General features: G+C 41.5%; 23 protein-coding genes and 1 pseudogene. 21 read left to right on the top strand and 3 right to left on the bottom strand.

Annotated elements, in window-relative coordinates:
* The first annotated feature begins 3 nt into the window (after positions 1 to 3).
* From ftsY to BLCOC_RS16895, 3 genes are read left to right on the top strand one after another with little or no spacing between them, the layout of a single operon-like run.
* A complete protein-coding gene (gene ftsY, locus BLCOC_RS16905; RefSeq protein ID WP_018597466.1) occupies positions 4 to 942 on the top strand; it encodes a signal recognition particle-docking protein FtsY in 939 nt (312 codons plus the stop codon).
* 12 nt (positions 943 to 954) lie between these two features.
* Entirely contained in the window at positions 955 to 2,166 is a 1,212-nt protein-coding gene (ilvA, locus tag BLCOC_RS16900) for a threonine ammonia-lyase (RefSeq protein WP_018597467.1), read from the top strand.
* A 5-nt stretch (positions 2,167 to 2,171) separates the two neighbouring features.
* Positions 2,172 to 2,810 carry a hypothetical protein gene (locus tag BLCOC_RS16895; protein WP_131918374.1) on the top strand — a complete coding sequence of 213 codons (639 nt, stop codon included), beginning with the start codon at positions 2,172 to 2,174 and terminating at the stop codon, positions 2,808 to 2,810.
* A 109-nt stretch (positions 2,811 to 2,919) separates the two neighbouring features.
* Here BLCOC_RS16895 and BLCOC_RS16890 read toward each other — a convergent pair whose 3' ends face one another.
* Entirely contained in the window at positions 2,920 to 4,035 is a 1,116-nt protein-coding gene (locus BLCOC_RS16890) for a DUF362 domain-containing protein (RefSeq protein ID WP_029468664.1), read from the bottom strand.
* 387 nt (positions 4,036 to 4,422) lie between these two features.
* Between BLCOC_RS16890 and larC the strand changes: the two genes are divergently transcribed.
* Both larC and larE read left to right on the top strand, forming a co-directional pair.
* The gene (larC, locus tag BLCOC_RS16885; RefSeq protein ID WP_115622841.1) at positions 4,423 to 5,838 is read left to right on the top strand and encodes a nickel pincer cofactor biosynthesis protein LarC; all 1,416 of its coding nucleotides are present in this window, start codon (positions 4,423 to 4,425) and stop codon (positions 5,836 to 5,838) included.
* A gap of 2 nt (positions 5,839 to 5,840) precedes the next feature.
* Positions 5,841 to 6,677 carry an ATP-dependent sacrificial sulfur transferase LarE gene (gene larE, locus BLCOC_RS16880; RefSeq protein WP_115622840.1) on the top strand — a complete coding sequence of 279 codons (837 nt, stop codon included), beginning with the start codon at positions 5,841 to 5,843 and terminating at the stop codon, positions 6,675 to 6,677.
* Between the two features lie 320 nt (positions 6,678 to 6,997).
* Here the strand turns inward: larE and BLCOC_RS16875 are convergent, their stop codons facing one another.
* On the bottom strand, positions 6,998 to 7,648 hold the full coding sequence (locus BLCOC_RS16875) for a TetR/AcrR family transcriptional regulator (RefSeq protein WP_115622839.1): 651 nt from the start codon (positions 7,646 to 7,648) through the stop codon (positions 6,998 to 7,000).
* Positions 7,649 to 7,924: 276 nt separating this feature from the next.
* Between BLCOC_RS16875 and BLCOC_RS16870 the strand changes: the two genes are divergently transcribed.
* From BLCOC_RS16870 to BLCOC_RS27800, 9 genes and pseudogenes are all read left to right on the top strand, one after another.
* The gene (locus BLCOC_RS16870; protein ID WP_029468666.1) at positions 7,925 to 9,298 is read left to right on the top strand and encodes an MFS transporter; all 1,374 of its coding nucleotides are present in this window, start codon (positions 7,925 to 7,927) and stop codon (positions 9,296 to 9,298) included.
* A gap of 115 nt (positions 9,299 to 9,413) precedes the next feature.
* Positions 9,414 to 10,181 (top strand): DNA-processing protein DprA, encoded by a 768-nt coding sequence (locus BLCOC_RS16865; RefSeq protein ID WP_115622838.1) that lies wholly within the window; start codon positions 9,414 to 9,416, stop codon positions 10,179 to 10,181.
* Between the two features lie 111 nt (positions 10,182 to 10,292).
* Positions 10,293 to 10,637 carry a YlxM family DNA-binding protein gene (gene ylxM / locus BLCOC_RS16860; protein WP_018597478.1) on the top strand — a complete coding sequence of 115 codons (345 nt, stop codon included), beginning with the start codon at positions 10,293 to 10,295 and terminating at the stop codon, positions 10,635 to 10,637.
* A gap of 3 nt (positions 10,638 to 10,640) precedes the next feature.
* Positions 10,641 to 11,987: a signal recognition particle protein gene (ffh, locus tag BLCOC_RS16855; RefSeq protein WP_115622837.1), complete on the top strand. Its 1,347-nt coding sequence runs from the start codon at positions 10,641 to 10,643 to the stop codon at positions 11,985 to 11,987.
* A 34-nt stretch (positions 11,988 to 12,021) separates the two neighbouring features.
* Positions 12,022 to 12,267: a 30S ribosomal protein S16 gene (gene rpsP, locus BLCOC_RS16850; protein WP_018597480.1), complete on the top strand. Its 246-nt coding sequence runs from the start codon at positions 12,022 to 12,024 to the stop codon at positions 12,265 to 12,267.
* A 21-nt stretch (positions 12,268 to 12,288) separates the two neighbouring features.
* Complete coding sequence (locus BLCOC_RS16845) at positions 12,289 to 12,519, top strand: KH domain-containing protein (protein WP_018597481.1); 231 nt, start codon at positions 12,289 to 12,291, stop codon at positions 12,517 to 12,519.
* 251 nt (positions 12,520 to 12,770) lie between these two features.
* Complete coding sequence (gene rimM, locus BLCOC_RS16840) at positions 12,771 to 13,280, top strand: ribosome maturation factor RimM (RefSeq protein WP_029468669.1); 510 nt, start codon at positions 12,771 to 12,773, stop codon at positions 13,278 to 13,280.
* Positions 13,281 to 13,385: 105 nt separating this feature from the next.
* Positions 13,386 to 14,078 (top strand): annotated as a pseudogene (gene trmD / locus BLCOC_RS27805) (tRNA (guanosine(37)-N1)-methyltransferase TrmD); the annotation flags it as partial.
* Positions 14,070 to 14,831 (top strand): 4Fe-4S binding protein, encoded by a 762-nt coding sequence (locus tag BLCOC_RS27800; protein WP_369871140.1) that lies wholly within the window; start codon positions 14,070 to 14,072, stop codon positions 14,829 to 14,831. The pseudogene trmD and the gene BLCOC_RS27800, both read left to right, overlap by 9 nt.
* Positions 14,832 to 15,281: 450 nt before the next feature.
* On the opposite strand, the gene BLCOC_RS16830 is transcribed toward BLCOC_RS27800, so the two are convergent.
* Positions 15,282 to 15,608: a helix-turn-helix domain-containing protein gene (locus tag BLCOC_RS16830; RefSeq protein WP_029468671.1), complete on the bottom strand. Its 327-nt coding sequence runs from the start codon at positions 15,606 to 15,608 to the stop codon at positions 15,282 to 15,284.
* A gap of 756 nt (positions 15,609 to 16,364) precedes the next feature.
* Between BLCOC_RS16830 and BLCOC_RS16825 the strand changes: the two genes are divergently transcribed.
* The 7 genes from BLCOC_RS16825 (at position 16,365) to BLCOC_RS16795 (ending at position 24,800) form a co-directional block, all read left to right on the top strand.
* Positions 16,365 to 17,783, top strand: a complete 1,419-nt coding sequence (locus BLCOC_RS16825; protein WP_029468672.1) for a sugar transferase — start codon at positions 16,365 to 16,367, stop codon at positions 17,781 to 17,783.
* A gap of 61 nt (positions 17,784 to 17,844) precedes the next feature.
* On the top strand, positions 17,845 to 19,098 hold the full coding sequence (cps2T, locus tag BLCOC_RS16820; RefSeq protein ID WP_115622835.1) for a beta 1-4 rhamnosyltransferase Cps2T: 1,254 nt from the start codon (positions 17,845 to 17,847) through the stop codon (positions 19,096 to 19,098).
* Positions 19,098 to 20,135 (top strand): acyltransferase, encoded by a 1,038-nt coding sequence (locus tag BLCOC_RS16815; protein WP_115622834.1) that lies wholly within the window; start codon positions 19,098 to 19,100, stop codon positions 20,133 to 20,135. The genes cps2T and BLCOC_RS16815 overlap by 1 nt, the downstream gene beginning before the upstream one ends.
* Before the next feature lie 13 nt (positions 20,136 to 20,148).
* Complete coding sequence (locus tag BLCOC_RS16810) at positions 20,149 to 21,111, top strand: glycosyltransferase family 2 protein (RefSeq protein WP_115622833.1); 963 nt, start codon at positions 20,149 to 20,151, stop codon at positions 21,109 to 21,111.
* A gap of 15 nt (positions 21,112 to 21,126) precedes the next feature.
* Positions 21,127 to 22,278, top strand: a complete 1,152-nt coding sequence (locus BLCOC_RS16805) for a glycosyltransferase WbsX family protein (protein ID WP_115622832.1) — start codon at positions 21,127 to 21,129, stop codon at positions 22,276 to 22,278.
* An 18-nt stretch (positions 22,279 to 22,296) separates the two neighbouring features.
* Positions 22,297 to 23,616: an O-antigen ligase family protein gene (locus tag BLCOC_RS16800; protein ID WP_115622831.1), complete on the top strand. Its 1,320-nt coding sequence runs from the start codon at positions 22,297 to 22,299 to the stop codon at positions 23,614 to 23,616.
* Complete coding sequence (locus BLCOC_RS16795) at positions 23,613 to 24,800, top strand: polysaccharide pyruvyl transferase family protein (RefSeq protein WP_115622830.1); 1,188 nt, start codon at positions 23,613 to 23,615, stop codon at positions 24,798 to 24,800. Before BLCOC_RS16800 ends, BLCOC_RS16795 begins: the two co-directional genes overlap by 4 nt.
* The last annotated feature ends 15 nt before the right edge of the window (positions 24,801 to 24,815 follow it).

Below are 24,815 nucleotides of genomic sequence, written 5' to 3'. Positions count from 1 at the left end.
CATATGGCAGAGGAGAAAGAAAAAAAAGGCTTTTTTCAGCGCCTGGTGGCGGGACTTTCCAAGACCAGGGCGAATATTGTATCCGGTATAGATTCTATTTTCAGCGGATATTCCAGTATTGATGATGATTTTTATGAAGAGATAGAAGAAATCCTTGTTATGGGGGATTTGGGGATCAACGCAACCACCCGTATTGTGGAGGACTTAAAAGCCCAGGTGGCTGAGAAGAAGATCAAGGACCCGCAGGAGTGCAAGCAGCTTCTCATGGACAGCATCAAATCCCAGATGGCTGTGGGGGAGACTGCCTATGAGTTTGAACACCGCAAGTCTGTGATCCTTGTTATCGGCGTCAATGGGGTGGGCAAGACCACATCTGTGGGCAAGCTGGCAGGCAAGCTGAAGGACCAGGGGAAAAAGGTCATTTTAGCGGCGGCAGATACCTTCCGCGCGGCAGCGGGGGAGCAGCTCACCCAGTGGGCAAACCGGGCCGGTGTGGAGCTTATCGGAGGACAGTCAGGTGCTGACCCTGCAAGCGTGGTCTATGACGCCATTGCGGCGGCAAAAGCAAGGGACGCGGATGTGCTTCTGTGTGACACAGCAGGACGCCTTCACAATAAGAAGAACCTTATGGAGGAGCTGAGAAAGATTTACCGCATCATTGAGCGGGAATATCCGGAAGCTTATCTGGAGACCCTGGTTGTTCTGGACGGCACCACAGGGCAGAATGCGCTTTTACAGGCCAGACAGTTTAATGAGGTGGCCAATGTGACAGGTATTATTTTAACGAAACTGGACGGAACGGCAAAAGGCGGAATTGCAGTTGCAATCGAATCTGAGCTTGACATTCCGGTGAAATATATAGGAGTAGGAGAGAGCATTGACGATTTACAGAAATTTAATTCCGATGAATTCGTAAACGCGCTTTTCGACATCAAGGAATAAAGGAGAAAAATTATGCTGACTCTGGAGAAATTTGAAGAAGCGTCTGAAACAGTAAAAAAAGTGACGCAGGACACCAAGCTGGTCTACAGCGATTATTTCAGCGCGCAGACCGGCAACAAAGTTTACCTGAAACCGGAAAATATGCAGGTGACAGGAGCTTACAAGCTCCGCGGCGCCTACTATAAGATCAGTACACTGTCTGAGGAGGAGAGGGCCAAGGGCCTGATCACCGCCTCCGCAGGCAATCATGCCCAGGGAGTTGCCTACGCCGCAAAAGCTTTCGGTGCAAAAGCTGTCATTGTCATGCCAACCACCACTCCGCTGATCAAAGTGGAGCGCACCAAGAGCTACGGTGCGGAGGTAGTCCTCTACGGAAACGTTTACGATGAGGCCTGTGAGTATGCCTACAAGATGGCAGAGGAGCACGGATATACGTTCATCCATCCCTTTGATGACCCGGCAGTGGCAACCGGACAGGGAACCATCGCTATGGAGATCATCAAGGAACTGCCTCTGGTTGACTATATTTTGGTACCTATCGGCGGCGGCGGTCTGGCCACAGGGGTTTCCACCCTTGTAAAACTGTTAAACCCCAATATCAAGGTTATCGGCGTAGAGCCTGCAGGGGCTAACTGTATGCAGATGTCCTTAAAAGAGGGAGAAGTGGTGACACTGGACGGTGTCAACACCATTGCGGACGGCACAGCGGTAAAACGCCCCGGCGACCATATCTTTCCGTATATCCAGAAGAATGTGGATGAGATCATCACAGTGGAGGATTCAGAACTGATCGTGGCATTTTTGGATATGGTTGAGAATCACAAAATGATCGTGGAGAACTCCGGTCTTCTAACAGTAGCTGCCCTGAAGCATCTGAAATTTACAGGTAAAAAAGTGGTGTCTATTTTAAGCGGCGGTAATATGGATGTGATCACCATGGCCTCAGTCGTTCAGCTTGGACTGATCGCCCGTGACAGGATCTTTACAGTTTCTGTTCTTCTGCCTGACAAGCCGGGTGAACTGGTGCGCGTGGCTACTGTCATTGCACAGCAGCAGGGCAATGTGGTTAAACTGGACCACAACCAGTTTATCAGTGCCAACCGTTCCGCCGCTGTGGAACTTAAAATTACGATCGAGGCATTTGGTACGGACCACAAGAACCAGATCATCAAAGCTTTGGAGGATGAAGGATACCGTCCAAAACAGATCACAGCAAACCTTTAATTACTATGAAGGGGTACATAAATAAAATTGCTCCCGCTAGTTTGCTATTGGCATTGGCTCTGCTCCTGAGTGGATGTAAAAATACAGAGGATGTGGGTGTGTACGTCCAGGCATGTCTCGACTACCGGTACCAGAAAAGCGCAGAAAAGTATTGCGAACTGACGGGTATTTCCCTCTCGGAGGCGGAGGAGGATTCAGCAGAGCTTTTGGAGAAAAGTGCCTCCAGGGCAAGAGAACTGAATTTTTCCTCTGATGAGAAATACACAGGTTTTGCAGATGCATGCAGGAAGATACTGAAAAAGGCTGATTATCAGGTGGGTGAGACGCAGAAAAAGAAGACAGAAAAAAGCAGCTACCTGGTAAATGTCACTTATCATCCTTTGAATGTGGAGGAAACCATAGGTATGGAATACGATTCCGCTCTGGAGACGGAGAGTATACCGTCAGACGGAGAAACGCTGTATCTGGGGGATGTGATGACAGAGGTTCTTGACAACACGCTGGAGACTATGGAGTACGGGGAAGCGGAGTCCATGGAGATATGTGTGAAGGAACAGAACGGCAGACTGGCCATTGAAGAGGATGAACTGGGCAGGCTGGATGCGGCATTGTTCGGAATCACCGAAGTGCAGGATGCAGACTGAATAATCTTTAAAAGCAAAAAAAGACGAGAACTGCCGGAAATGAAACCGGACAGCAATCGTCTTTTTTATTTTTATTCTTTGCGGTCACGCAGATATGAAAGCAGAACTCTTATTTTACAGTGATCAATTCATATTCTTTCTGTCCGAGTCCAATCTTCACTGCGTGTTCAATGGATGACTCCCAGTTGGTCTCAGGGAAAATGGTGTGGAAATGGTCATGGTGATGACCTTCCTCAGATAACTCTCCCAGAACACTGTTCTTGATCTCCGGCTGTGCGTTGACTGCGTCAGCGCAGGCAAGATCCAGGGCTACCGGGTCAAAGGACGCAAACATACCGATATTTGGCACGATCGCCGCATCGTTTTCCGCGTGGCAGTCACAGTATGGGGATACATCGATCACAAGACTGATGTGGAAGCTTGGACGGCCATCCACAACGGCTTTTGTGTACTCTGCGATCTTGCAGTTTAAGATGTCATTGGACTCATCGGAAGCCGGCTGTACGGCATCCTTGGGACAGACACCGATACATCTGCCGCAGCCTACACATTTGTTGTGGTCAATATAAGCTTTTTTGTTCTCAAACTGCGGAGCATCATGTGCGCAGACTTTTGCACACTGCTTGCATCCGATACAGAGATCCTGGTCCACATGTGGCTTTCCGGCACTGTGCATTTCCATTTTGCCTGCACGAGAACCGCAGCCCATACCAATGTTTTTCAGGGTACCGCCGAATCCGGTGGCTTCATGACCCTTAAAATGGGTCAGTGAAATAAATACATCTGCATCCATTACGGCACGGCCGATTTTTGCTTCTTTTACATACTGGCCGCCCTCTACTGGTACCAGAGATTCATCCGTTCCCTTCAGGCCGTCTGCGATCAGGACCTGGCAGCCAGTTGAAATGGGGTTAAATCCGTTCAGATTAGCGCTGTCCAGATGGTCAAGTGCGTTTTTTCTGCCGCCCACATATAAAGTGTTGCAGTCTGTGAGGAATGGCTTTCCTCCCAGTTCTTTTACCACGTCTGCAACAGCCTTTGCATAGTTCGGGCGAAGGAAAGCCAGGTTTCCAGGCTCTCCGAAATGCATTTTGATCGCAGCGTATTTGTCCTCAAAATCAATTTCACCGATGCCGGCTGTTTTAATCAAACGCTGAAGCTTTGTCAGCAGGTTGTCACCATTTTTTACACGAAGGTCTGAGTAGTATACTTTAGATGCTGTCATTTGTTTCTCCTCCAATCTATGTATTCTGGAAATAATTTTAGCATTTAACATTATAAGATACAAGACAAATTATAAAAAACCGCAATATTTGAACAGTATCCGGCACAAATGTCAATTTCTGACGTTTTCAGTCCACTAAAAATGTGATAGAATAAGTATCAGTGTGAAAAACAAAAAACATGTCATACGTTTGAGGAACAGAGAATTGCAGTTGTGATGCAGCTTGTGATAGACTGAGTTGTAGTATAAAAGAATACCGGTTTTTTGAAGATGAGTAAATTTGTTTTTAAAGAAAAGATAAGTAAATTGGTTAAAAAAGATAAATAAACCGGATTTTGAAATACATGGGATCGGTTTCCTAAAATACACAAAGACAGGAGAAGAAATATGAGCAGAAAATTATATTTGGAATGTTATTCAGGAATCAGCGGGGATATGACAGTCGCCGCCCTTACTGATTTGGGAGTGGAAGAGTCCTATTTAAAACAGGAACTTGAAAAGCTGCATCTGGACGGATATGAGATCAGAATTTCCCGGACAAAGAAAAATCAGATTACAGCGGCAGATTTTGATGTGCTGCTAGCAGAAGATGGAGAAACGCACAGCCATGACGAGGCCCATGCGCATCACCATCATCATCACCATCATTCCCACAACAGCGGCTCTGCTCCTGCCGATGTGAAGGAGCAGGAGCATGGTCATGAGCACGGGCACAGTCACAGTCATTCCCACAACAGCTACAGGGAGATTTGTGAACTTATCAGCCAGTCGGAATTGAATTCTAATGTGAAGGATATGAGCCTGAAAATTTTCCGTGTCATTGCGGAAGCGGAGGCCAAGGTCCACGGAATGCCTGTGGACCAGGTGCATTTTCATGAGGTGGGGGCTGTGGATTCTATTGTAGATATCACGGCAGCGGCTATCTGTATGGATAAGCTGGGATTTGACAGCATCATAACCTCTGAACTCTGGGAAGGAAAAGGGACTACCTGGTGTCAGCACGGCAGAATTCCCGTACCGGCGCCTGCAGTGTTGGAGATGATGGCAGAGCATAGGGTTCCGGTCAAGTTCGCTCCAGTGGAAGGGGAAATGATCACCCCAACAGGTGCGGGGATCGTGGCGGCACTCTCTGAAAAAGGAAAGCTTCCCGATGGCTTTGTCATTGAAAAGGTGGGTGTGGGCGCAGGAAAGAAGGATTTCCCACATGCCAATATTCTGCGTGCCATGATCCTGAACACAGATGCAGATGCGGCCTGGAATAAGAAGAAGGAAACAGAACCCGCAGAAAAGCAGAAGGATGATGCAGATGATAAAAAGCCCGTTCAGGTGACAGGGAAAAGCGGACCGAACGGACAAAATACAGTTTCTGTGCTGGAGACAAATGTGGACGACTGCTCCGGTGAGCAGTTGGGGTATGCCATGGAATGCCTGCTTGAGGCAGGCGCCCTTGACACCTCCTGTATACCTGTATATATGAAAAAAAACCGTCCTGCCTACATGCTTCAGGTTATCTGCAGACCAGAGGATGAAGAGAAAATGGAGACAGTTATTTTCCGGGAGACTACCAGTATCGGACTCAGGAAGTACAGGGAGGAGCGCAGTATCCTTCCAAGAGAAATGATCACAGTTACTCTTCCGGGAGGGCATGAAGTCAGAGTTAAAAAATGCAGCCACCACGGACAGGAATTTTACTATCCTGAGTATGAAGATGTGAGGGCTGTCTGTAAGGAGACAAATCACAGCTTTTCGGGGATTTGCAGAGAGGCTGCGGAGTCGGCGGATAAAAAGAAAATGGGGTGCTGATGATGAAGCGTGACTTTACAGAGAAAGAAGAAAAATTGTTTTCCATTATGAAACAATACACCAGCCGGGATGCCTGTATTGCTTTTTCCGGCGGTACGGACAGCAGTCTCCTTTTGAAACTGGCTGTGGAATGTGCAAAAGAAGATATTAAGATATATGCCGTAACTTTTGATACGGTACTGCATCCATCCTGCGACCTGGAGATCGCAAAAAGGGTGGCAAAGGAGATGGGAGCCATACACAAAGTAATATTTATCAATGAACTGGAGGATTCAGGCATCAGGCATAATCCGGTGGACAGGTGCTATCGGTGCAAGAAGCTGCTGTTTGAAAAGCTCATGGATTTTGCCGGGGAGATTTGTGCGGGTGAGGTTCTGGAGGGAACCAATGAGGATGACCTGCATGTATATCGTCCGGGGCTTAGGGCTGTGCGGGAGATGGGGGTGAAAAGTCCTCTTGCCGAAGCCGGCCTTACAAAACAGGAGGTGAGAAGCCTGGCAGAAAAGCTGGGAATCTCTGTGGCGAACCGCCCGGCAGCGCCCTGCCTTGCCACACGTCTTCCCTATGGAGCAGACTTACAGACAGATATTCTCAGAAAGATCGAGGCCGGAGAAACATATTTAAAACAGGCCGGATTTCCGGTGGTAAGACTGCGTCTTCATGAAAACATTGCAAGAATTGAGATTCCAGTATCTGACTTTTCCTCTTTTATAGAAAAAAGGCAGGAGATAACAGAGCGTCTGAAACAGACAGGATTTTCTTATATTACTTTGGATATGGAAGGTTTCCGGAGCGGAAGCATGGATGAAACACTGCCGGAGGCAGGAACGGAAAAATAATGCATGTTTCTTCAGCTAAAGCATGGATGAAATGCGGCAGGAGGGTTACTGTTCAAAAACTACACTTTCAGTATACTGTGAAAAGCAGCGCCGGAGACAGGAAATGGAAAATATTATACGTTTTTGCTTGCAGGCAGGAGAAAAATGGTATATCATATAGGCAATGGAAAAGAAAATATAAAATATCTCAAAAACGAGGGCACTGTGAAGCTATTAGGCTGCACAGTACCCTCGTTGTACTTCCGGCAAACGTTTATCTATGTAATAGGATATTTCCACTTTTTAGGAAAGCCTTTACTCACTTTTCAGGAAAATCTTTGTCAGGGAAGCATAAGAATATGGGTATAGTCAAGTCGTGTAAACACGTCATTGGCTTTTTTTTGATTCTGCAAAATGATTGCAGGGCTTAATCCCGCAATCCGGACAGCGATGGTGGGAAGCAGGTCCAGCAGCCTTTGGAAATCACTGCTGTTTATATCCACATCTTTGTTCTGCAGTATTAATTCACGTCTGGCACCGTACTCTGCGGCTGCGCACCAATAGTAGGATTCGGGTGTAATATCCACATGAAAATATTTCAATATTTCCACCTGCTTTTTCCTGACCACCTGATGGAATTCAGGGGGGACCAGATTGCTCTCGTTGACTTCCAGGTGAAAGGAAAGTATACGGGAATCGCGGAAAATCTGTGTCATCATAATATTGGACTGGAGCATGTGGGCCTGAAGCTCATTTTCAAGAAGCCCCTGGGCCTGTACTGCAAGAAAGTCCTTGATCTGATAGAGATAATCCATATATATTTTGTTCAGAAGTTCCTGCTTTTTAAAATGATAATTCACCAGGCCCACCGGGACATCTGCTTTTTGGGCAATCATCTGGTACGTGGTTTTTTTATATCCGTTTTCGTACATCAGACGGCGTGCAGTCTGATAAATCAATTCCTTTGTCAAAATTCCGTTGGCATACTGCATGTAATCCCCCCTTATTTTTCTGCGTAACTGTTACTTTTCTGCATCCATTTTTTACATAATATCACAGATTACGTGGACATGACAATGGAAACCTGATATAATGAATATTATATAAAATTTAATTTATTCAAAATTGAAAGGAGGAAAAACAGGCAGAGCCGCTGTTCCTTTTGCGTTTGGCGGTGTGCTTTGCCATGCGCAGGATAAGGCTGTATAGGACAACTACAAACGAACAGCAGCCGTGTAACTTTCAACGGTTGGGAGAAGGAGGATAAAGTGGGAGAGCGAAAAGAAAAACTGGGAGGATACCTGAAAGTATCCTATGGTCTAGCGGATTTAGGATTTATCTTTATGGTTACCATGTCGAATACTTATCTGCTCATGTTTTATACAGATGTGGCAGGCATTACGGCAGCGGCGGCGGGTACTCTGATGATGGTGGGAAGGATCATTGACAGCTGCAGTCCGCCGGTCATCGGCGCAGTAATTGAAAAGAGTCATATGAAATGGGGGAAATACAGGTCCTGGCTGATGATCGGTGCACCTCTTATTTTTATTACCAATGCGCTTATGTTTTTGAATAACAGCATATCCATGCCGGCAAAGGCGGTTCTGGCCTGTATTGTCTATGCGGTATTCTGTATTTCCACTAATATAGCCTATACAGGATATACCTCCATGAATTCATCGCTTACCAATGACCAGAAGGAAAGGGTTCAGCTCTCTACCTTCCGGGGTCAGGGAAATGCCCTTGGAAAATGTCTGGCCGGTTTTCTGTTGATTCCGATGATCACCATATTGGGCGGTGAAAAAGAGATGAATGCCCGGGGATTTTTCCTGGCCTCGCTTGCGGCCGGACTCATGTGTGTGCTTTTGTACGGAAACTTAGCCTGGGCTTCCAAGGGAAAGGATATCCAGAGTATACCGGGGAATACAGGGGCAAAAGACAGCCTGAAAGTGGGAGAAATGCTGGGACTTGTTTTTAAGAACAAGAATCTGATGCTGCTGTTTTTGACAGATGTGGCCCGTATTCTCAGCATGTTGGTCATGTATGCTATGTTTCCCTATTTTTTCAAATATGTGGTGCATGATATCAACGGTGCGGCCCCGTTTTTCGGGATCGTCAATATTCTGGCTTTTGTGGGGGCCACCAGTGTACCCCTCGTGACCAGATATTTATCCAAACGGAACGCCTACATAACAGGTAATCTGATACTTGCGGCGGGGATGATCTTGGCTGTTTTATTCAGCAGCAGCGTCACGGCTATCATTGCCCTTATCTCTATCGGATATATCGGTTATTCCTGGGGAAATGTGGTGAACACATCTATGTATGCCGATACTGTGGATTACGGAGAGTGGAAGACCGGAAAAAATGCCAGAGGTTTGTACTTTTCCATGTTCCAGCTCTCCATCAAGATAGCAGCAGTGTTCAGCACCGCCATTGCCGGTTTTGGGTTGTCCATGGTTGGATATGTGGCGAACACAGAGCCGACGCAGCAGGTCGTCCACGGAATCCGTGTCATTTCCATGGGGCTTCCTGCAGGACTTCTGATCTTGGGGGCAGTGCTTCTTATGTTTTATGATCTGAGTCAGAAGAAGATGGACAAGATCCGGGAGGAACTGGAAGAGAGAAAAAGCGGAAAATAACCATTCAAAGATAGAAAATGGACAGAAACAGGCAGAAAGCAGTCCGTCGCTGCTAATGCCTGTTTTCTGCATGATGCAAATTTATAATAGATAAAAGCAATATAGGAGGTATTATATGTATCAGAACTTTTCTGAAAAAGATAGACAAAAGGTGGAAGCTGCTGAAATATTGTCATCCCAGAGCCGTAAATTAGGAATCGAATATTGTACAACTGCCGATGATAAATATCCCGTCAATCTGAAAAAAATAAAAAGCCCGCCGCCGGTCTTATATTATAAAGGAAATATAGAGGTTCTTAACAGAAGAAAAAGTATAGCTGTAATTGGGACAAGAGATATCTCGGCGGCTGGTACAGAATTGGCCAGGGAAGCAGGAAAGATAATCGGAAACCGGGGATTTAACCTTGTAAACGGTTTAGCTCTTGGATGTGACAGGGAAGCATTTGTGGGATGCCTGGACGCAGGAGGATGCTGTGTGGCTGTCCTTCCCTGTGGTCTTGATGAGGTGGTTCCAAAGACAAATAAAAAACTGGCAGAAAGAATCCTGCAGAGCGGAGGATGTCTGGTAAGTGAATATCCGATCAGCAGTCAGCCTAAAAAGTACACATATGTAGAGAGGGACCGCATACAGAGTGGAATCAGTAATGCAGTGATTATGGTGGAGGCAGATTTGAAAAGCGGCACCATGCATACCATTGACTTTGCCAGAAGCCAGTCGAAAAGACTTGCGTGTTATTACCATGAATTGTTAAGACATAGAACAGGGAATGAATTCCTTTTAAAAAATGATCTGGCGGAAAAAATTTCGGACCGTGAGCAGCTGTCTTCATTTTTAGAAGAGGTAAACTGCGAGAAGGAGTTTACACAGCTTACACTGTGGTAAGAAAAGCGCCGCTTTTGCAAATATATGACAGATAAAAAATTTTTGATTCTGTCAAGAAAAAATACTTGACACCGATAAAAAGATGTTGTATGATACACAAGGTGATGATGAGTGGAAAAAATTGTAGAACAGACTTTATTATACGATTTCTACGGTGAGCTTTTAACAGAGCATCAGCGCAGAATATATGAGGATGTAGTGCTCAATGACTATTCTTTGAGTGAGGTGGCCGAAGTTTTGGGAATCAGCCGGCAGGGTGTTCACGACAATGTGAAACGCTGCAGCAAAATCCTGCAGGATTACGAGGACAAACTGCATCTGGTGGAGAAGTTTGTGAGCATTAAAGAAAAGATCCACCGCATCCGGGAATTGACCGGACACTGTGAAGCCATGAGTAAACAGGAACTGGTCACAGAAGTGGAACACATTTCCCAGGAAATATTAGAGGAGTTATAGCAGATGGCATTTGAGAGCTTAACAGATAAACTTCAGAATGTATTTAAAAACTTGAGAAAAAAAGGCCGTCTGACCGAAGCCGATGTAAAAGCAGCGCTGAAAGAAGTAAAAATGGCACTTCTTGAAGCTGATGTAAGCTTCAAGGTGGTAAAACAATTTATGAAATCCGTTCAGGAGCGGGCAGTAGGTGCTGATGTCATGTCAGGACTGAATCCGGGCCAGATGGTGATCAAGATTGTAAACGAAGAGCTGGTCAATCTGATGGGCAGCGAAACTGCAGAACTGGCGTTAAAGCCGGGAAGTGAGATAACGGTTATCATGATGGCCGGTCTCCAGGGTGCAGGTAAGACTACCACAACAGCAAAGCTGGCCGGCAAGCTGAAGTCAAAAGGACGCAAACCTCTCCTCGCAGCATGTGATATATACCGTCCGGCAGCTATCACCCAGTTACAGGTGAACGGGGAAAAACAGGGCGTGGAGGTTTTCTCCATGGGCGATAAGCAGAGACCTGTGGATATTGCGAAAGCGGCGTATGAGCATGCAAAAAAAGAAAAATTCAATGTTTTGATCCTGGATACCGCAGGCCGTCTTCATATAGATGAAGACATGATGAAGGAGCTTGCAGACATTAAGGAAACCATTGAAGTGGACCAGACCGTTTTGGTAGTAGATGCCATGACAGGTCAGGACGCGGTAAATGTGGCAGAGACCTTTGGAGATAAAGTAGGCATTGACGGTGTAATCCTCACCAAACTGGACGGCGACGCCAGAGGCGGTGCGGCATTATCCATCAGGGCGATCACAGGCAAACCTATTCTCTTTGTGGGTATGGGTGAAAAGCTTTCGGATCTGGAACAGTTCTATCCGGACCGTATGGCATCCCGTATTCTGGGAATGGGCGATGTTATGAGTCTGATCGAGAAAGCCCAGGCTAATCTGGATGAAGAGAAAGCCAAGGAGATGGAGCAGAAGTTCCGTAAGAATTCCTTCGGTTTTGACGACTATCTGGAGAGTATGAACCAGATGAAGAATATGGGCGGTTTATCCAGTGTCTTGAACATGATACCGGGTATGGGCAGTCAGATAAAAGATATAGACAGCATGGTGGATGAAAAAGATATGGCGAGAAAAGAAGCCATGATCCTGTCCATGACACCAAGAGAACGCTCTCATCCGGAAATCCTGAACCCATCCAGAAAAGCGAGAATCGCAAAAGGTGCAGGAGTGGATATGGCGGAAGTCAACCGTCTGGTCAAACAGTTTGAACAGGCCAAGAAAATGATGAAACAGATGCCGGGACTTATGGGCGGAAAAGGTGGTAAAAGAGGAAAATTCAAACTTCCCTTTTAACATATAGAAGAAAATAAACCAGGAGGTGAATGAGATGGCAGTAAAAATCAGATTAAGAAGAATGGGACAGAAAAAGGCTCCTTTCTATAGAATCATCGTTGCAGATTCCAGATCCCCGAGAGATGGTAAATTCATCGAAGAGATTGGAACATACGATCCGAACCAGGATCCCAGCGTTTACAAAGTAGACGAGGAGGCAGCAAAAAAATGGCTTGCTAATGGTGCACAGCCTACAGAAGTTGTTTCTAAAATCTTTAAAGCAGCTGGTATCGAAAAATAGGATTCCGGGAGGTAGCTTGTAATGAAAGAATTAGTAGAAGTAATTGCAAAGTCTCTTGTAGATTATCCGGATGAAGTTGCGGTAACGGAAACAGAAGAGGACAATGCCGTTCTGGTAGAGCTGAAAGTGGCTCCGGCAGACATGGGCAAAGTCATCGGACGTCAGGGAAGAATTGCCAAGGCAATCCGTACCGTAGTGAAAGCTGCATCTTCCAAAAGCGACAAAAAAGTAGTCGTAGATATTTTACAATAACTGTACCGACTGCCTTCCTAGAGTGTGTTTGTCAACACACTCTAGGCATATTTTCGGTACAGGCGAGGAATACGGCGGATGATATCCGTCTTGTGTAAGCGGGAGCTGTCGCGGTAAATTTACTGCACCAGCCCCCTTTTTTCATTACAGAGGAATACGGCTGTAACTGGCCGTGCCCGGTGCGAAATTCTGGCTGTCAGTACCCTTTATTCTGATAGCGTGATGTATTTATAATAGGAAGGAATTCGATTATGGAAGATTTGTTACAGGCAGGTGTGATCACCACCACCCACGGAATCCGCGGCGAGGTAAAGGTGTTTCCCACCACTGATGATGTGCATAGATTTGAAGACCTGGACAGTGTACTGCTGGATACAGGCAGGGATTATATGAAACTGGAGATTGAGAATGTCAAATATTTCAAACAGTATGCCATACTGAAATTCAAAGGAATTGACAACATCAACGATATAGAAAAATATAAGGGCAGAAGCCTCTATGTGACCAGAGACCAGGCCATTCCTTTGGAAGAGGATGAGTATTATATTGCGGACCTCATCGGACTTGACGTATATCTGGAAAGCGGAGAGAAGTTTGGTGTCCTGAAAGATGTGATGGAGACCGGAGCCAATGACGTTTACATTGTGGAGACAGAGGAAGGGAAAGAAGTGCTAATCCCTGCGATCCATGAATGTGTATTGGATATTGATGTTGAGGAGAACCGGATGGAAATACATCTGATGGACGGGCTTCTGGATTAGACTGCCCATTGATTATGCGGCGGGCAGAACAGCAGGTTGAGAATATCTGCGTTGATATATTGGTTACTATTTGTGCTGTCAATCGGCAGCGGAACGGAGAATACTATGAATTTTCATGTGTTGACCCTATTTCCGGATATGGTACGGCAGGGGCTGGATACCAGCATAATCGGCCGAGCCATGAAAGAAAAACATATTTCGCTGGAAACTGTCAATATCCGGGATTTTTCCGATAATAAACATAACAGAGTTGATGACTATCCATATGGCGGAGGAGCCGGCATGGTTATGCAGGCGGAGCCTGTCTACAGGGCTTATTGTTCCGTTGCTGAAAAATCCCTGGCAGCGGGCAAGAGCAGAAAGCCCCGGTGTATTTATCTGACTCCCCAGGGGAAGGTATTTAACCAGACTATGGTGGAGGATTTTGCCCAGGAGGAGGAGCTTATTTTTCTCTGCGGACATTATGAAGGGATAGATGAGCGGGTTTTAGAAGAAATCGTGACGGATTATGTCTCCATTGGAGATTATGTGCTCACAGGCGGAGAACTGGCATCTATGGTCATGATAGATGCCATCTCACGTTTTGTACCGGGTGTTTTGAGCAATGAGGAATCCGCCCAATTTGAATCCATGCAGGATAACCTGCTGGAATATCCTCATTTTACGCGGCCTGAGACCTGGCACAATAAGAGCGTGCCGAGGGTTCTTCTGACCGGTGACCATAATAAAATTGAAGCCTGGAGATGGGAACAGTCTCTGAGGCGTACAAAGGAGAGGAGACCGGATCTTATGGAGAAAAACAAAACTTTGACAGTGGCTTATTTCAGTCCCACAGAAGGGACAAAACGTGCAGCAGAAATTCTGGCGGGCATGTTGTCACAGAATCCGCAGTATTTGGATCTGACCAGGAGAAAATTGAGAAAACAAAAACAGAGTTTTACAGAGAAGGATCTGCTGCTTGCCGCGGCCCCTGTTTACGGCGGACAACTGCCCAGAATGAGAGAAGCGTTATTTGTAAATCTGCATGGAGAGAATACGCCCTGTATTCTCATGTCAGCGTACGGAAACCGGCATTATGACAATACTCTGGCTCAGATGCAGAAGATCCTTGAGGACAGAGGGTTTTACTGTATCGGGGCAATTGCACCGGTTATTCCGCATATATATTCTGAAAAATTGGGAAATGGGCGCCCGGATGAATTGGACATACAGGAAATCCGTAAGTTTGCGGTGACAGTGAAGAAACGTCTGGAAGAGAAGTTTCATGGACCCATAGAGCTTCCGGGAGTAGCAGAGCCGGAACCAAAGCAAATGAAGCCTGTGGCAAAGTTCTGGGATTCCGAAAAGTGTAATGGATGTCAGGCCTGCGTTCAGAAATGTCCCGCTGCGGCTATTGACAAAGAAACGTACACAGTGGATGAGAGCTTGTGTATCAACTGTATGAGATGCGCAAAAATCTGCCCCTCAAAGGCCAGAAGTTATGACTGTGGGGATGTTCAGAAATATCTGGAGTCTAATTTTACGGCGAGACGGGAAGTTGAGTGGTTTTAAATCGGTGAAATCACTGGAAGCATAGTATTTTAACTTTGCTTTCAGTGATTTTTTATGGAGCCGTGTATTTAGGAAAACAGAAAGAAGCTTGTCTGCTGTTTTCATTTGTATCACGTATTGGAGTCGGAACAGTCATCCGGAAAGCTGCTTCCAGGTTCCGGGTCTCCGTGCAGCCGGTTGATTTGAACCAGACACATTAACAGAATTCCAAACATGGAGCCGACCAGGAATGATATAGCGATAAAAACAATCATAGGATAAACCCAGCCCTTCTTATCATAATATTTGTGAATAAGTTGTTCTAATATATATTATATTGCAAATACGGGATGTTTATTCAGTAATAGGAATATTAGAAGGATAATCTGACAGATTTATATTTACAATAAGTTTTCTGGAACCAGTGAGAGGAGAAGTTCTTTATCTGTGTCTGTTTAAGGAATATGGTATTTAGTTTACTGCTTTTAAATATGAAGTGATAATGTCGATCAAATAGGTTAATTTATCCGATGGACAGGTTTCAATCAATGTTTTGACAGAATCGGAATCATTAAATGATTTCTGTTCACCGAACAGCAGATAATCCGTGTTTATATGCAGAGCAGATTTAAGCTTGCACAAGGTGTCCAGGGACATGCCTTTTTGCCCTAATTCTAAATCATAACAGAACCGAGGCGTGATATCCGCCATTTCAGCCAGTTCTTCCCGGGTATATCCCATCAGTTCCCGTTGCTGCTGAATCCTTTTTCCTATACTAAGTTTATCTAGTGTTCCCATTTTTTATCCTCCGTATATTTTTTTAGTGGAAAAATATCCCTTTGACTACGATACCAGAAATTAAATGGTTAAAAATGAACTGCAAGGAGATAAAAAATGTGCTCAAGGTTCGTTTTCATTACCGCTGTAAAAAGATAAAATCAAAGTTGCAATAAAATGTAATTTTTTGACAGGCACTTCTAACTGTTTTATATATTATGATGCTGAAAGCGCTGTTTTTTATGCAAATGGATTATCGAAAAATAAACATTTATAAAGGACTGTATCGTTTGTGAAGAGAATGCAGGAATGTGCCTCATAAGTTGATTATGGGGAATGAATTCCCTTGTATTCAAAAGAAAGATAGCGGAAAGCTCAGTTTCCTTAATTTGACGAACGGAGGGTGAATGTTTATGGATTACATTTTAGATGGCCGGAAACCATAAAGAGACAAGATGGTTTTTATGTTTTTTGAAGAAAAAGAGGAACCTGCAGAGAGTATTTTACAGTGGTCCGAAAATAGATGTACAGCAAAAGATGCATCCCGTTGCTTGACATAATATGTCAAACGCGATAGAATGTACAGGAACAAAGGAAAAAATAAGTGATTATTGGCTGGCGCTCCGTGTGAAAACAGCCCTAGGTTACAGGGTGGGGTGGTCAGCTTTTCCTATACGGCTGGGTTAAATGTACAAGATTATCGGATAATTGTATAAGACGATTCTGCCAAATGCTGTTAGGTTACAGCAAAATCATTGAGGGATTTGGGAGTCAGTTATGTATCAGAAAAATGGAAGTAGTTGGTTAAAGCATTTGGATTTCATCGTACTGGATTTAATCTGTATGGAAGTTTCATTTCTGCTGAGCTATGTCTTTAGAAACGGGAAAATGTTCCGATTATCCGATGACAATTATCGTGATGTAGAGATCATCCTGTTCTTTATCTTTTTTGTCGTTGTGTTTTTTAATGAGAGCTATAGTGGCATTTTGAGGAGAGGTTATTTCAAAGAGTTCGTAGCTGTATTTAAACACGTGACTTATATTATTGCCACCATGCTGGTATATCTGTTTTTTATACAACAGTCTTCTACATATTCCCGTGTTATTTTTATCAGTATGTGGGGCATTTATGTTGTGTTGTCCTATGTAACAAGACTGGCATGGAAAGAAAATATTAAGAGAAGAGTAGATAAGCAGGAAGGTAAGCGTTCCCTGCTGCTAGTGACATCTGCGGATGTGGCATCTGAAGTTGTGAAGACAATTCTGAGAAATAATTTTGAGAACTTATATCTGGATGGGATTGCCATTATTGATGTGGATATGACAGGTAAGAAGATTCTGGGTGTACCTGTTGTAGCGGATAAGGACAACATGGTTTCTTATATCCAGAAGAACTGGGTGGATGAGGTGTTTTTTAATCCATCAGAAAAGACAGTTATTTCTAATGAAATGATCAAAAGCTGCGCAAGTATGGGCGTAACGATACATATGAAGCTGGCTAAGCTGGAAGTTCTGGGCAATAACCAGATTGTGGAGAAAATGGCTGGTTATACTGTGCTCTCAAGCAGTATTAAGATGGCTTCACCGAGAGATATGTTTTTGAAAAGAACAATGGATATTGTTGGAGGTTTTGTTGGTGTTTTGATGACCGGAATACTGACTTTATTTATTGCACCTATTATTAAGATAAAATCACCGGGGCCTGTATTCTTCTCACAGATTCGAGTTGGAAAGAATGGTAAGAAGTTCAAGATTTATAAATTCCGTTCCATGTATATGGATGCTGAGGCGCGGAAAAAAGAGCTGATGGAAAAGAATAAGATTCAGGATGGTCTGATGTTTAAGATGGATAATGATCCCAGGATCATTAAAGGGATTGGGAATTTTATTCGGAAGACTTCACTGGATGAGTTTCCTCAGTTCTGGAATGTGTTGAAAGGGGATATGAGTCTTGTTGGGACAAGACCGCCGACAGTGGATGAATGGGAGAAGTATGAGGCACATCATAGGAAGAGACTGGCCATTAAACCGGGTATTACCGGGATGTGGCAGGTTAGTGGGAGAAGTGAGATTACAGATTTTGAGAGGGTTGTGGAGTTGGATACGGAGTATATAACTAGTTGGAGTTTGGGGTTGGATTTGAAATTGTTGTGGAGGACTGTTGTGGTTGTTTTTAGAGGGGAGGGGTCGATGTAGTGAGAGGAATATAATAGATAAGTAATAAATAACATAAAATTATATGTTTGGAGTAATCGTTATGCAACATAATGAACAACATGTTTTCCTCGTGGGTGCCAAGTCACTTGGTGCCTATGGTGGATATGAAACATTTATAAATAAGCTAACAGAATATCATCAGTATGATAAGAGAATAAAGTATCATGTAGCATGTAAAGCAAACGGTGACGGTTACATGGATGAGACAAAAATCGATGGTGTGAATGATATAATTGAAAAAGATGGTGAGACTATTGAGTTTATCTATCACAATGCTCGCTGCTTTAAGATTCTGATTCCAGAGAAACTTGGGCCAGCTCAAGCTATTTATTATGATGTAAAGTCTCTAGAAGAGTGTTGCAAGTACATCAAAGAAAACCATATTCTGCATCCCATAGTATATATAATGGCGTGCCGCATTGGTCCATTCATGAAAAAGTTTTATAAAGAAATCCACAAACTGGGTGGCAAAGTCTACCTGAATCCGGATGGTCATGAGTGGATGAGAGCCAAGTGGAGCGCACCGATTCGGATATATTGGAAGTTCTCTGAGCAGATGATGGTTAAGTGGTCAGACTTGAAAATCTGTGACAGTATCAATATCGAGAAGTATATCCATGAGTGCTATGATGGCAAAGGGATAAAAGGCTGTAACCCTAAAACCACCTTTATTGCCTATGGTGCAGAGACAAGAGTTAGTAGGCTGGCAGATGACGATGAGAAGTTGATTAGCTGGTATCAGAGCAAAAACTTGAAGCCTTTTGAATATTTTCTCGTGGTTGGACGTTTCGTGCCAGAAAATAACTACGAAATAATGATTAGAGAATATATGAATTGCGACAGCAATAAAGATTTTGCAATTATCACAAATGTGAATGATAAGTTCTTAGATGAACTGGAAGTTAAGCTACATTACAAAAATGATAAGCGAATCAAGTTTGTTGGTACCGTGTACAATCAGGAACTTCTGATGAAGATTCGAGAAAACGCTTGGGGTTATTTCCATGGTCATGAGGTTGGTGGAACAAATCCTTCTCTGCTTGAGGCGCTCGGCAGTACAGAACTAAATCTGCTTTTGGATGTCGGTTTTAATCGGGAAGTTGCTGAAGAGGCCGCATTTTATTGGACAAAAGAACATGGAAATCTGGCAAAGCTTATAAACAGTGTTGATAAGATGAGTTTTGACGAGAGAGTTGAGTATGGCAGAATGGCTAAGAAAAGAATCAAGGATACATACAGCTGGCAGTATATATGTGATCGGTATGCAGAAGCGTTTTTGAAGGGGAAAGTGTGATGAATTATATACAAGCCAAAAAAACAAATCGACAATTTGAATATATAAGGGCCTTTTCCATCATTGCAGTTATAACTATCCATACAATGTATTCTGCGTTGATACAGTTTGGGAATAGTGCGACAACTTTAAGTATCTTGATCTATCATATAGTTGTAAATTTGATGTGGTGGGCTGTTCCTTGCTTTTTAATGATGACGGGATCATTATTATTGGATGGTAAAAAGGATATAACCATGAAAAAATTATATGGTAAATATATTTTGCGTATGATTATTGTTCTATTTAGTTTTGGTTTGGCTTTTTCCTGGATGGAATTGGTTTTTGAGAAAAAAACAATATCCCTGACTCAGATACCAGAAGCATTCTTAGATGTGCTTACGGGAAATACGTGGGCGCATATGTGGTATATTTATTGCCTTCTTGGATTATATATTCTACTTCCGATGTATAGACTAATTGCTGATTATGCTTCAGATACAAAACTTAAATATATTCTGTTTGTTTTGTTTGTATTTGAGTCAGTACTTCGTGTGACAAAAATTTTCGGAGTAGAATTGGGATTTTATTGTCATATTAATACAATTTATCCGTTTTGGTTTCTTATGGGAGCAGCCTGGAATCGTGGGATGCTTAAAAAAATTATTAAAGTTGATATCTGCTTACTAGTGATGTCTTCTTCATTATTAGTTATCGCGTCTGTTCTAGGGGTGCTTTTGAAACTGCAATTAGGTTCTTTGTTTGGTTATGACTCAGTTTTTGTAGTGATACAATCGTTTGCGTTGTTTTCTGTCTTTAATTCGATGAAAATTAAAAATAAATGGGACAGAATTTTGTGCAAGATAGGAGATAAATCATTTGGGATATATTTAATACATATGTTTTTTATCAATGTATTCTACAAACTTTTGAAATGCAACCCATTCAATGTTTTATTTGGTGTAGGGGGGGCAGTATTTGTTATTATCAACATTGTGCTTTCTTATATTGCGGTCAGCATATTGAAAAGTTTACCGGGATTTAAAAGAATATTGTAGGGAGAATAATATAATGAATAAGTTAATAAGCATTATAATTCCTGTGTATAATGTGGAATGTTATTTAGGCGCTTGTATGGAAAGTGTACTAAATCAGACATACAAAAAAATTGAGGTTATATTGGTAGATGATGGAGCAACCGATAATAGTGGTCAGATGTGTGATCATTATGCAGAAGAAGATATGCGAGTAAGAGTTATTCATAAAAAAAACGGTGGTTTGGCAGATGCTAGAAATAAGGGGATAACACATGCCAATGGCGATTACATCATGTTTATCGATAGTGATGATGTGGTTAGTCAAAATTTTGTTGAATATTTATATAGTTTGATTATTGAAAATTCCTCTGATATAGGAATATGTAATCCGATTCATTGTTATCCTGGAAGAAAAATTAAGTTTGAACCAGAGAATATGAAGAAAATATTCAAACCTGAAGATGCAATTGTTGAAATGCTATACCAAAAGTCATTCTTGGTAGCAGCTTGGGGAAAAATATTTAAAAAGGAATATTTTGATGATATTTTATTTCCCTATGGAATGCTGTTTGAGGATAGTGCCATAATGTATAAAATTTTCGATAAGGCAGAAAAGATTGTATATAGTGATGCAAAATTGTATGGATATATGCATCGGAATGGCAGTATAACAACAAATGATTTTTCAAAGCGAGATTGTGACATATTGACTATTTGTTCACAAATAACGGATTATATGGAAAATAAAAATGAAAGACTGTGGAAGGCTGCAATGTCATATCAAACCGCAGCAGCTTTTAGAATATATATGAATGCACCACGAAATGGAGAGTTTGATTTGGAATTAAGAGATTGTAAAATGTTTCTTAAAGAGAATTGGAAGCTTGTTTTGCAAGATCCAAATATTAGATATAAAATGAAAATCGCTTTGCTAATGTTCAAGTATGCTAGGCCAATAATGCCTATTATCTATAAAAAAACAAATCGATGGAAATAAGAGAGGAATAATAAAATGAAAGTTATCGCCTTTTACTTGCCTCAGTTTCATAATATCTCAGAAAATGATGAATGGTGGGGGGATGGATTTACTGAATGGGTTAATGTAAAGAAATCGAAACCTCTTTATGAAGGGCATGATCAGCCACGTGTGCCACTAAATAGCAATTATTATAATTTGCTTGATGATAACGTTAAGAAATGGCAGGTGGACTTAGCAAGAAAGTATGGAATATACGGTTTCTGCTATTACCACTATTGGTTTAGTGGACACATGCTTTTGGAAAAACCGATGGAACAAATGCTTGCCAATAAAGAGATTAATTTGCCATTCTGTATTTCTTGGGCAAATGAACCATGGACAAAGGCATGGGTTGGAGATGCGAAAAAGGTATTGATTCCACAAAACTATGGAGAGGAAAAAGAATGGAAGGAACACTTTGACTATCTGTTACCGTTCTTCAAAGATGATAGATATATTAAAGTAGATGGAAAACCTCTTTTTGTAATGTATCGTCCAGAAATTGTTGGATGTTTGAATCAAATGCTGGATTATTGGAACAAGCTGGCTAAAGGAAGCGGATTTGAAAACGGTTTCTACTTTGCTTATCAAAACATTGATTTTGATTTGAAAAAGGATAAAGATGACAGTCGCTTTAATATGAATATTGAATTTGAGCCACTTTATGCCTATCATGATATGTTTGCAAACCAACATAAATATTTAAAAGCTATCAGAAGAAATATATCAAACTGGGTTGGAAAATATTTTGGTTTCGATTTACTGCATTATGGGGAAAATTTTTTTAATAAGAACAAACCATTGAGTTACGATAAGGCATGGGAGGCAACACTTAAAAGAAAGCCTGCAAGCGATAAAAATGTGCCAGGTGCTTTTGTTGGATTTGACAATTCACCTAGACGCGGAAAAGAAGCAAAGATTTATGACGGTGCTACACCAGAAAAGTTTGAAAAATATATGACTAAACAAGTAAAACGGGCAAGGGATGTATATCATTCAGATATGCTTTTTATTACAGCATGGAACGAGTGGGCAGAGAGCGGCTATTTAGAGCCTGATGAAAAATTTAAATATGGCTATTTGGAAGCTATAAAAAAAGCTCTTGATGCAAATGGAGAGTTTCCAGAATATCCTGTGATACAATAAGAGGAAGGTAATTGATTCATGAAAATAAAATTCAATTATGTATTACTTGCCTTTATATTCTTATACCCTATAACACCGTGGTATATTGCTTTTGGACCATTAAATCTCGTAAACATAGTAGCATTGATATTTGTTGTTTTATGGGCTTTTGGGACCAAAATACAACTTGTAAGTTTATCAAAAACTAGTGCTTTTTTTTGGATATATCTTGTTGTTTATTCAATGCAGGCCGTCTTTGATACTTCAATTACTAATGCATTCGCATATATTATTGCCCAATTGGTAGTGTGCTTGATATTTTATTCAGAAGTAAGAAAGAGAAATTTACTGAAAGAATCTCTACAGACATTGGCATATGCAGGAGGTTTTCTAGCTATAACAGGATTAGTGGAAGAAATTACAAGAGTGAATATATTTCATATTATCTCTAGGCTTCCAGAAAATAATTTTTACAAGGAAATAAGGTTAGGTATATATAGAATAGAAACATCTTTTTCTCATCCAATTGTATATTGTGCTTATTTGTGCTTTATTGCAGGTATTTTGGTTTATTTAATAGAACATGAAGAGAGCTTTAAAAAGAAAAGATTATTTAAAGTGATTTACATTATAGTATTAGTAAATGCTGTCTTAACAATGTCGCGTTCTACATTGCTTATTTTAATTTTTGAGCAATTCATATTAGGATATTATACAGGATTTATTCGATTTAGTAAAAAAATTATTATAGGTATTGTGCTATTAATAGTTTTTGTTGTGGTATCTTTGGCAGTAAATCTATCATTTATTTCTCGGTTGAGGGATGTTTGGTATATGATACTTGCTATTTTTGACGACAGTTATTCTTCCTTGTACACCGCATCATTTGGAATGAATCAAAGCGGTGTAGGTAATAGGCTGGATTTGTTTAACTGGGTTGCTGAATCGGTAAAAGGACATGAGTTATTTGGAATGGGTACGTCTTCAAAGTTTGCTTATTCGGTACATGCGATAGAGTCAACATGGAATTATGCCTACACTTGGACAAAAACATCAATTGAAAATGAGTATCTTTATAATTATTATATACATGGAGCAGTTGGGTTATTAGCATTTACTTCTAACATAATAAGTACAATACTGTATTCAGTAAAAACAAATAGTAAAAGGAAAAATGTGTATTTTGAATCGAAAAAACATGAAATTTCTTTTCCAAAGCTGATGACCATTCTATTGTTGGGCTACGCTATAATGTTATTTTCTGTCCGTGCTTCTGATAATGTTAGAATATTTAATTTGCTAATTTGTATGCTATTTGCCTATAGATATAATCTGAAAGAATGGAGTAGTAAGGAATGAAAAATGAGGTAAATGTCGGACTATACGATATGGATTTCTTTGATTTAAATTTTGGGGTTAATGCATTAGGTATTTGTCATATTCTCATGCTAGACCGAATTAGTCAAAAAACAGGAGTTCATATTAAATATACAATTTTTACTCCAGAGTCATCTTTAAGGGTTGTTTCTCTATTCAAAAAAATCTGTGGTAAAAAATTAGATGTTGTTACAGTGCGCCCCATAAGTATTAGGCATCAAGATATCTTTTGGAATTTTTATCGAGAGGTTAAGAAGTGTGATTTCGTCATTGACGCAACAGGTGGTGATAGTTTTGCTGATATATATGGAAATAAACGATATATTAGAGGTACGCTTTGCAAACATGTTGTGGAAAAACAGAGTAAGCTAATTCTTGCACCACAGACTATTGGGCCATTTTATAGTATATTTAATGAGTTGTTTGCTATATCGGCAATTAATAGAGCAGTTAGTGTGTTTGTACGAGATCAGTTATCATTTGACTATGTTAAAAAGATTGCACCTAAGTCGAACCTTTTGTTAGCAAGTGATATAGCCATGGGGTTACCTTTTGATAAAGAAGCTGTATCTTGTAAGGTGGATAATAAGATAAACCTAGGAATAAATATTTCAGGGCTATTATGGAAGGGTGGCTATACCGGAGATAATCAGTTTAAACTAACATTAGATTATGTTCAGCTTATGACAAATATAATAGAACGATATTCTGTGAACTCTTCATATCAAATCCATCTGATCGCACATGTTATTGAAGATGGTGCGTATGAGGATGATTATGTGGTTTGTAAGGAGCTTTTTGAAAAATATAAAGGTACAATTTTGGCACCCAAATTTACAAATCCTATTGAGGCTAAAAATTATATATGCCATATGGATTTATTTATAGGGGCTCGAATGCATGCCACAATAGGCTCGTTTTCGAGTGGAGTTCCAACAATACCAATTGCATATAGTAGAAAGTTTGAGGGAGTCTTTGGCAGTATAGGTTACAATATAAATATAGATTGTCAAGCTTTGAAGACTCAAGAAGCAATTCATAAAGTAGACGACATGATAATAAATTATGAAAATATAACACAGGAAATGAAATTACCATTATCAAAAGCGAGGAAGAGAATTTCAAATTATGAGAGTTGCCTTACTGAAATGATAGAGTCAATTTAAAATTAAGAGGGGGAT

Origin of the sequence: Blautia coccoides (assembly GCF_034355335.1) — a bacterium.
GTDB lineage: Bacteria > Bacillota > Clostridia > Lachnospirales > Lachnospiraceae > Blautia > Blautia producta.
This window is presented reverse-complemented; position numbering and strand designations above follow the sequence as displayed.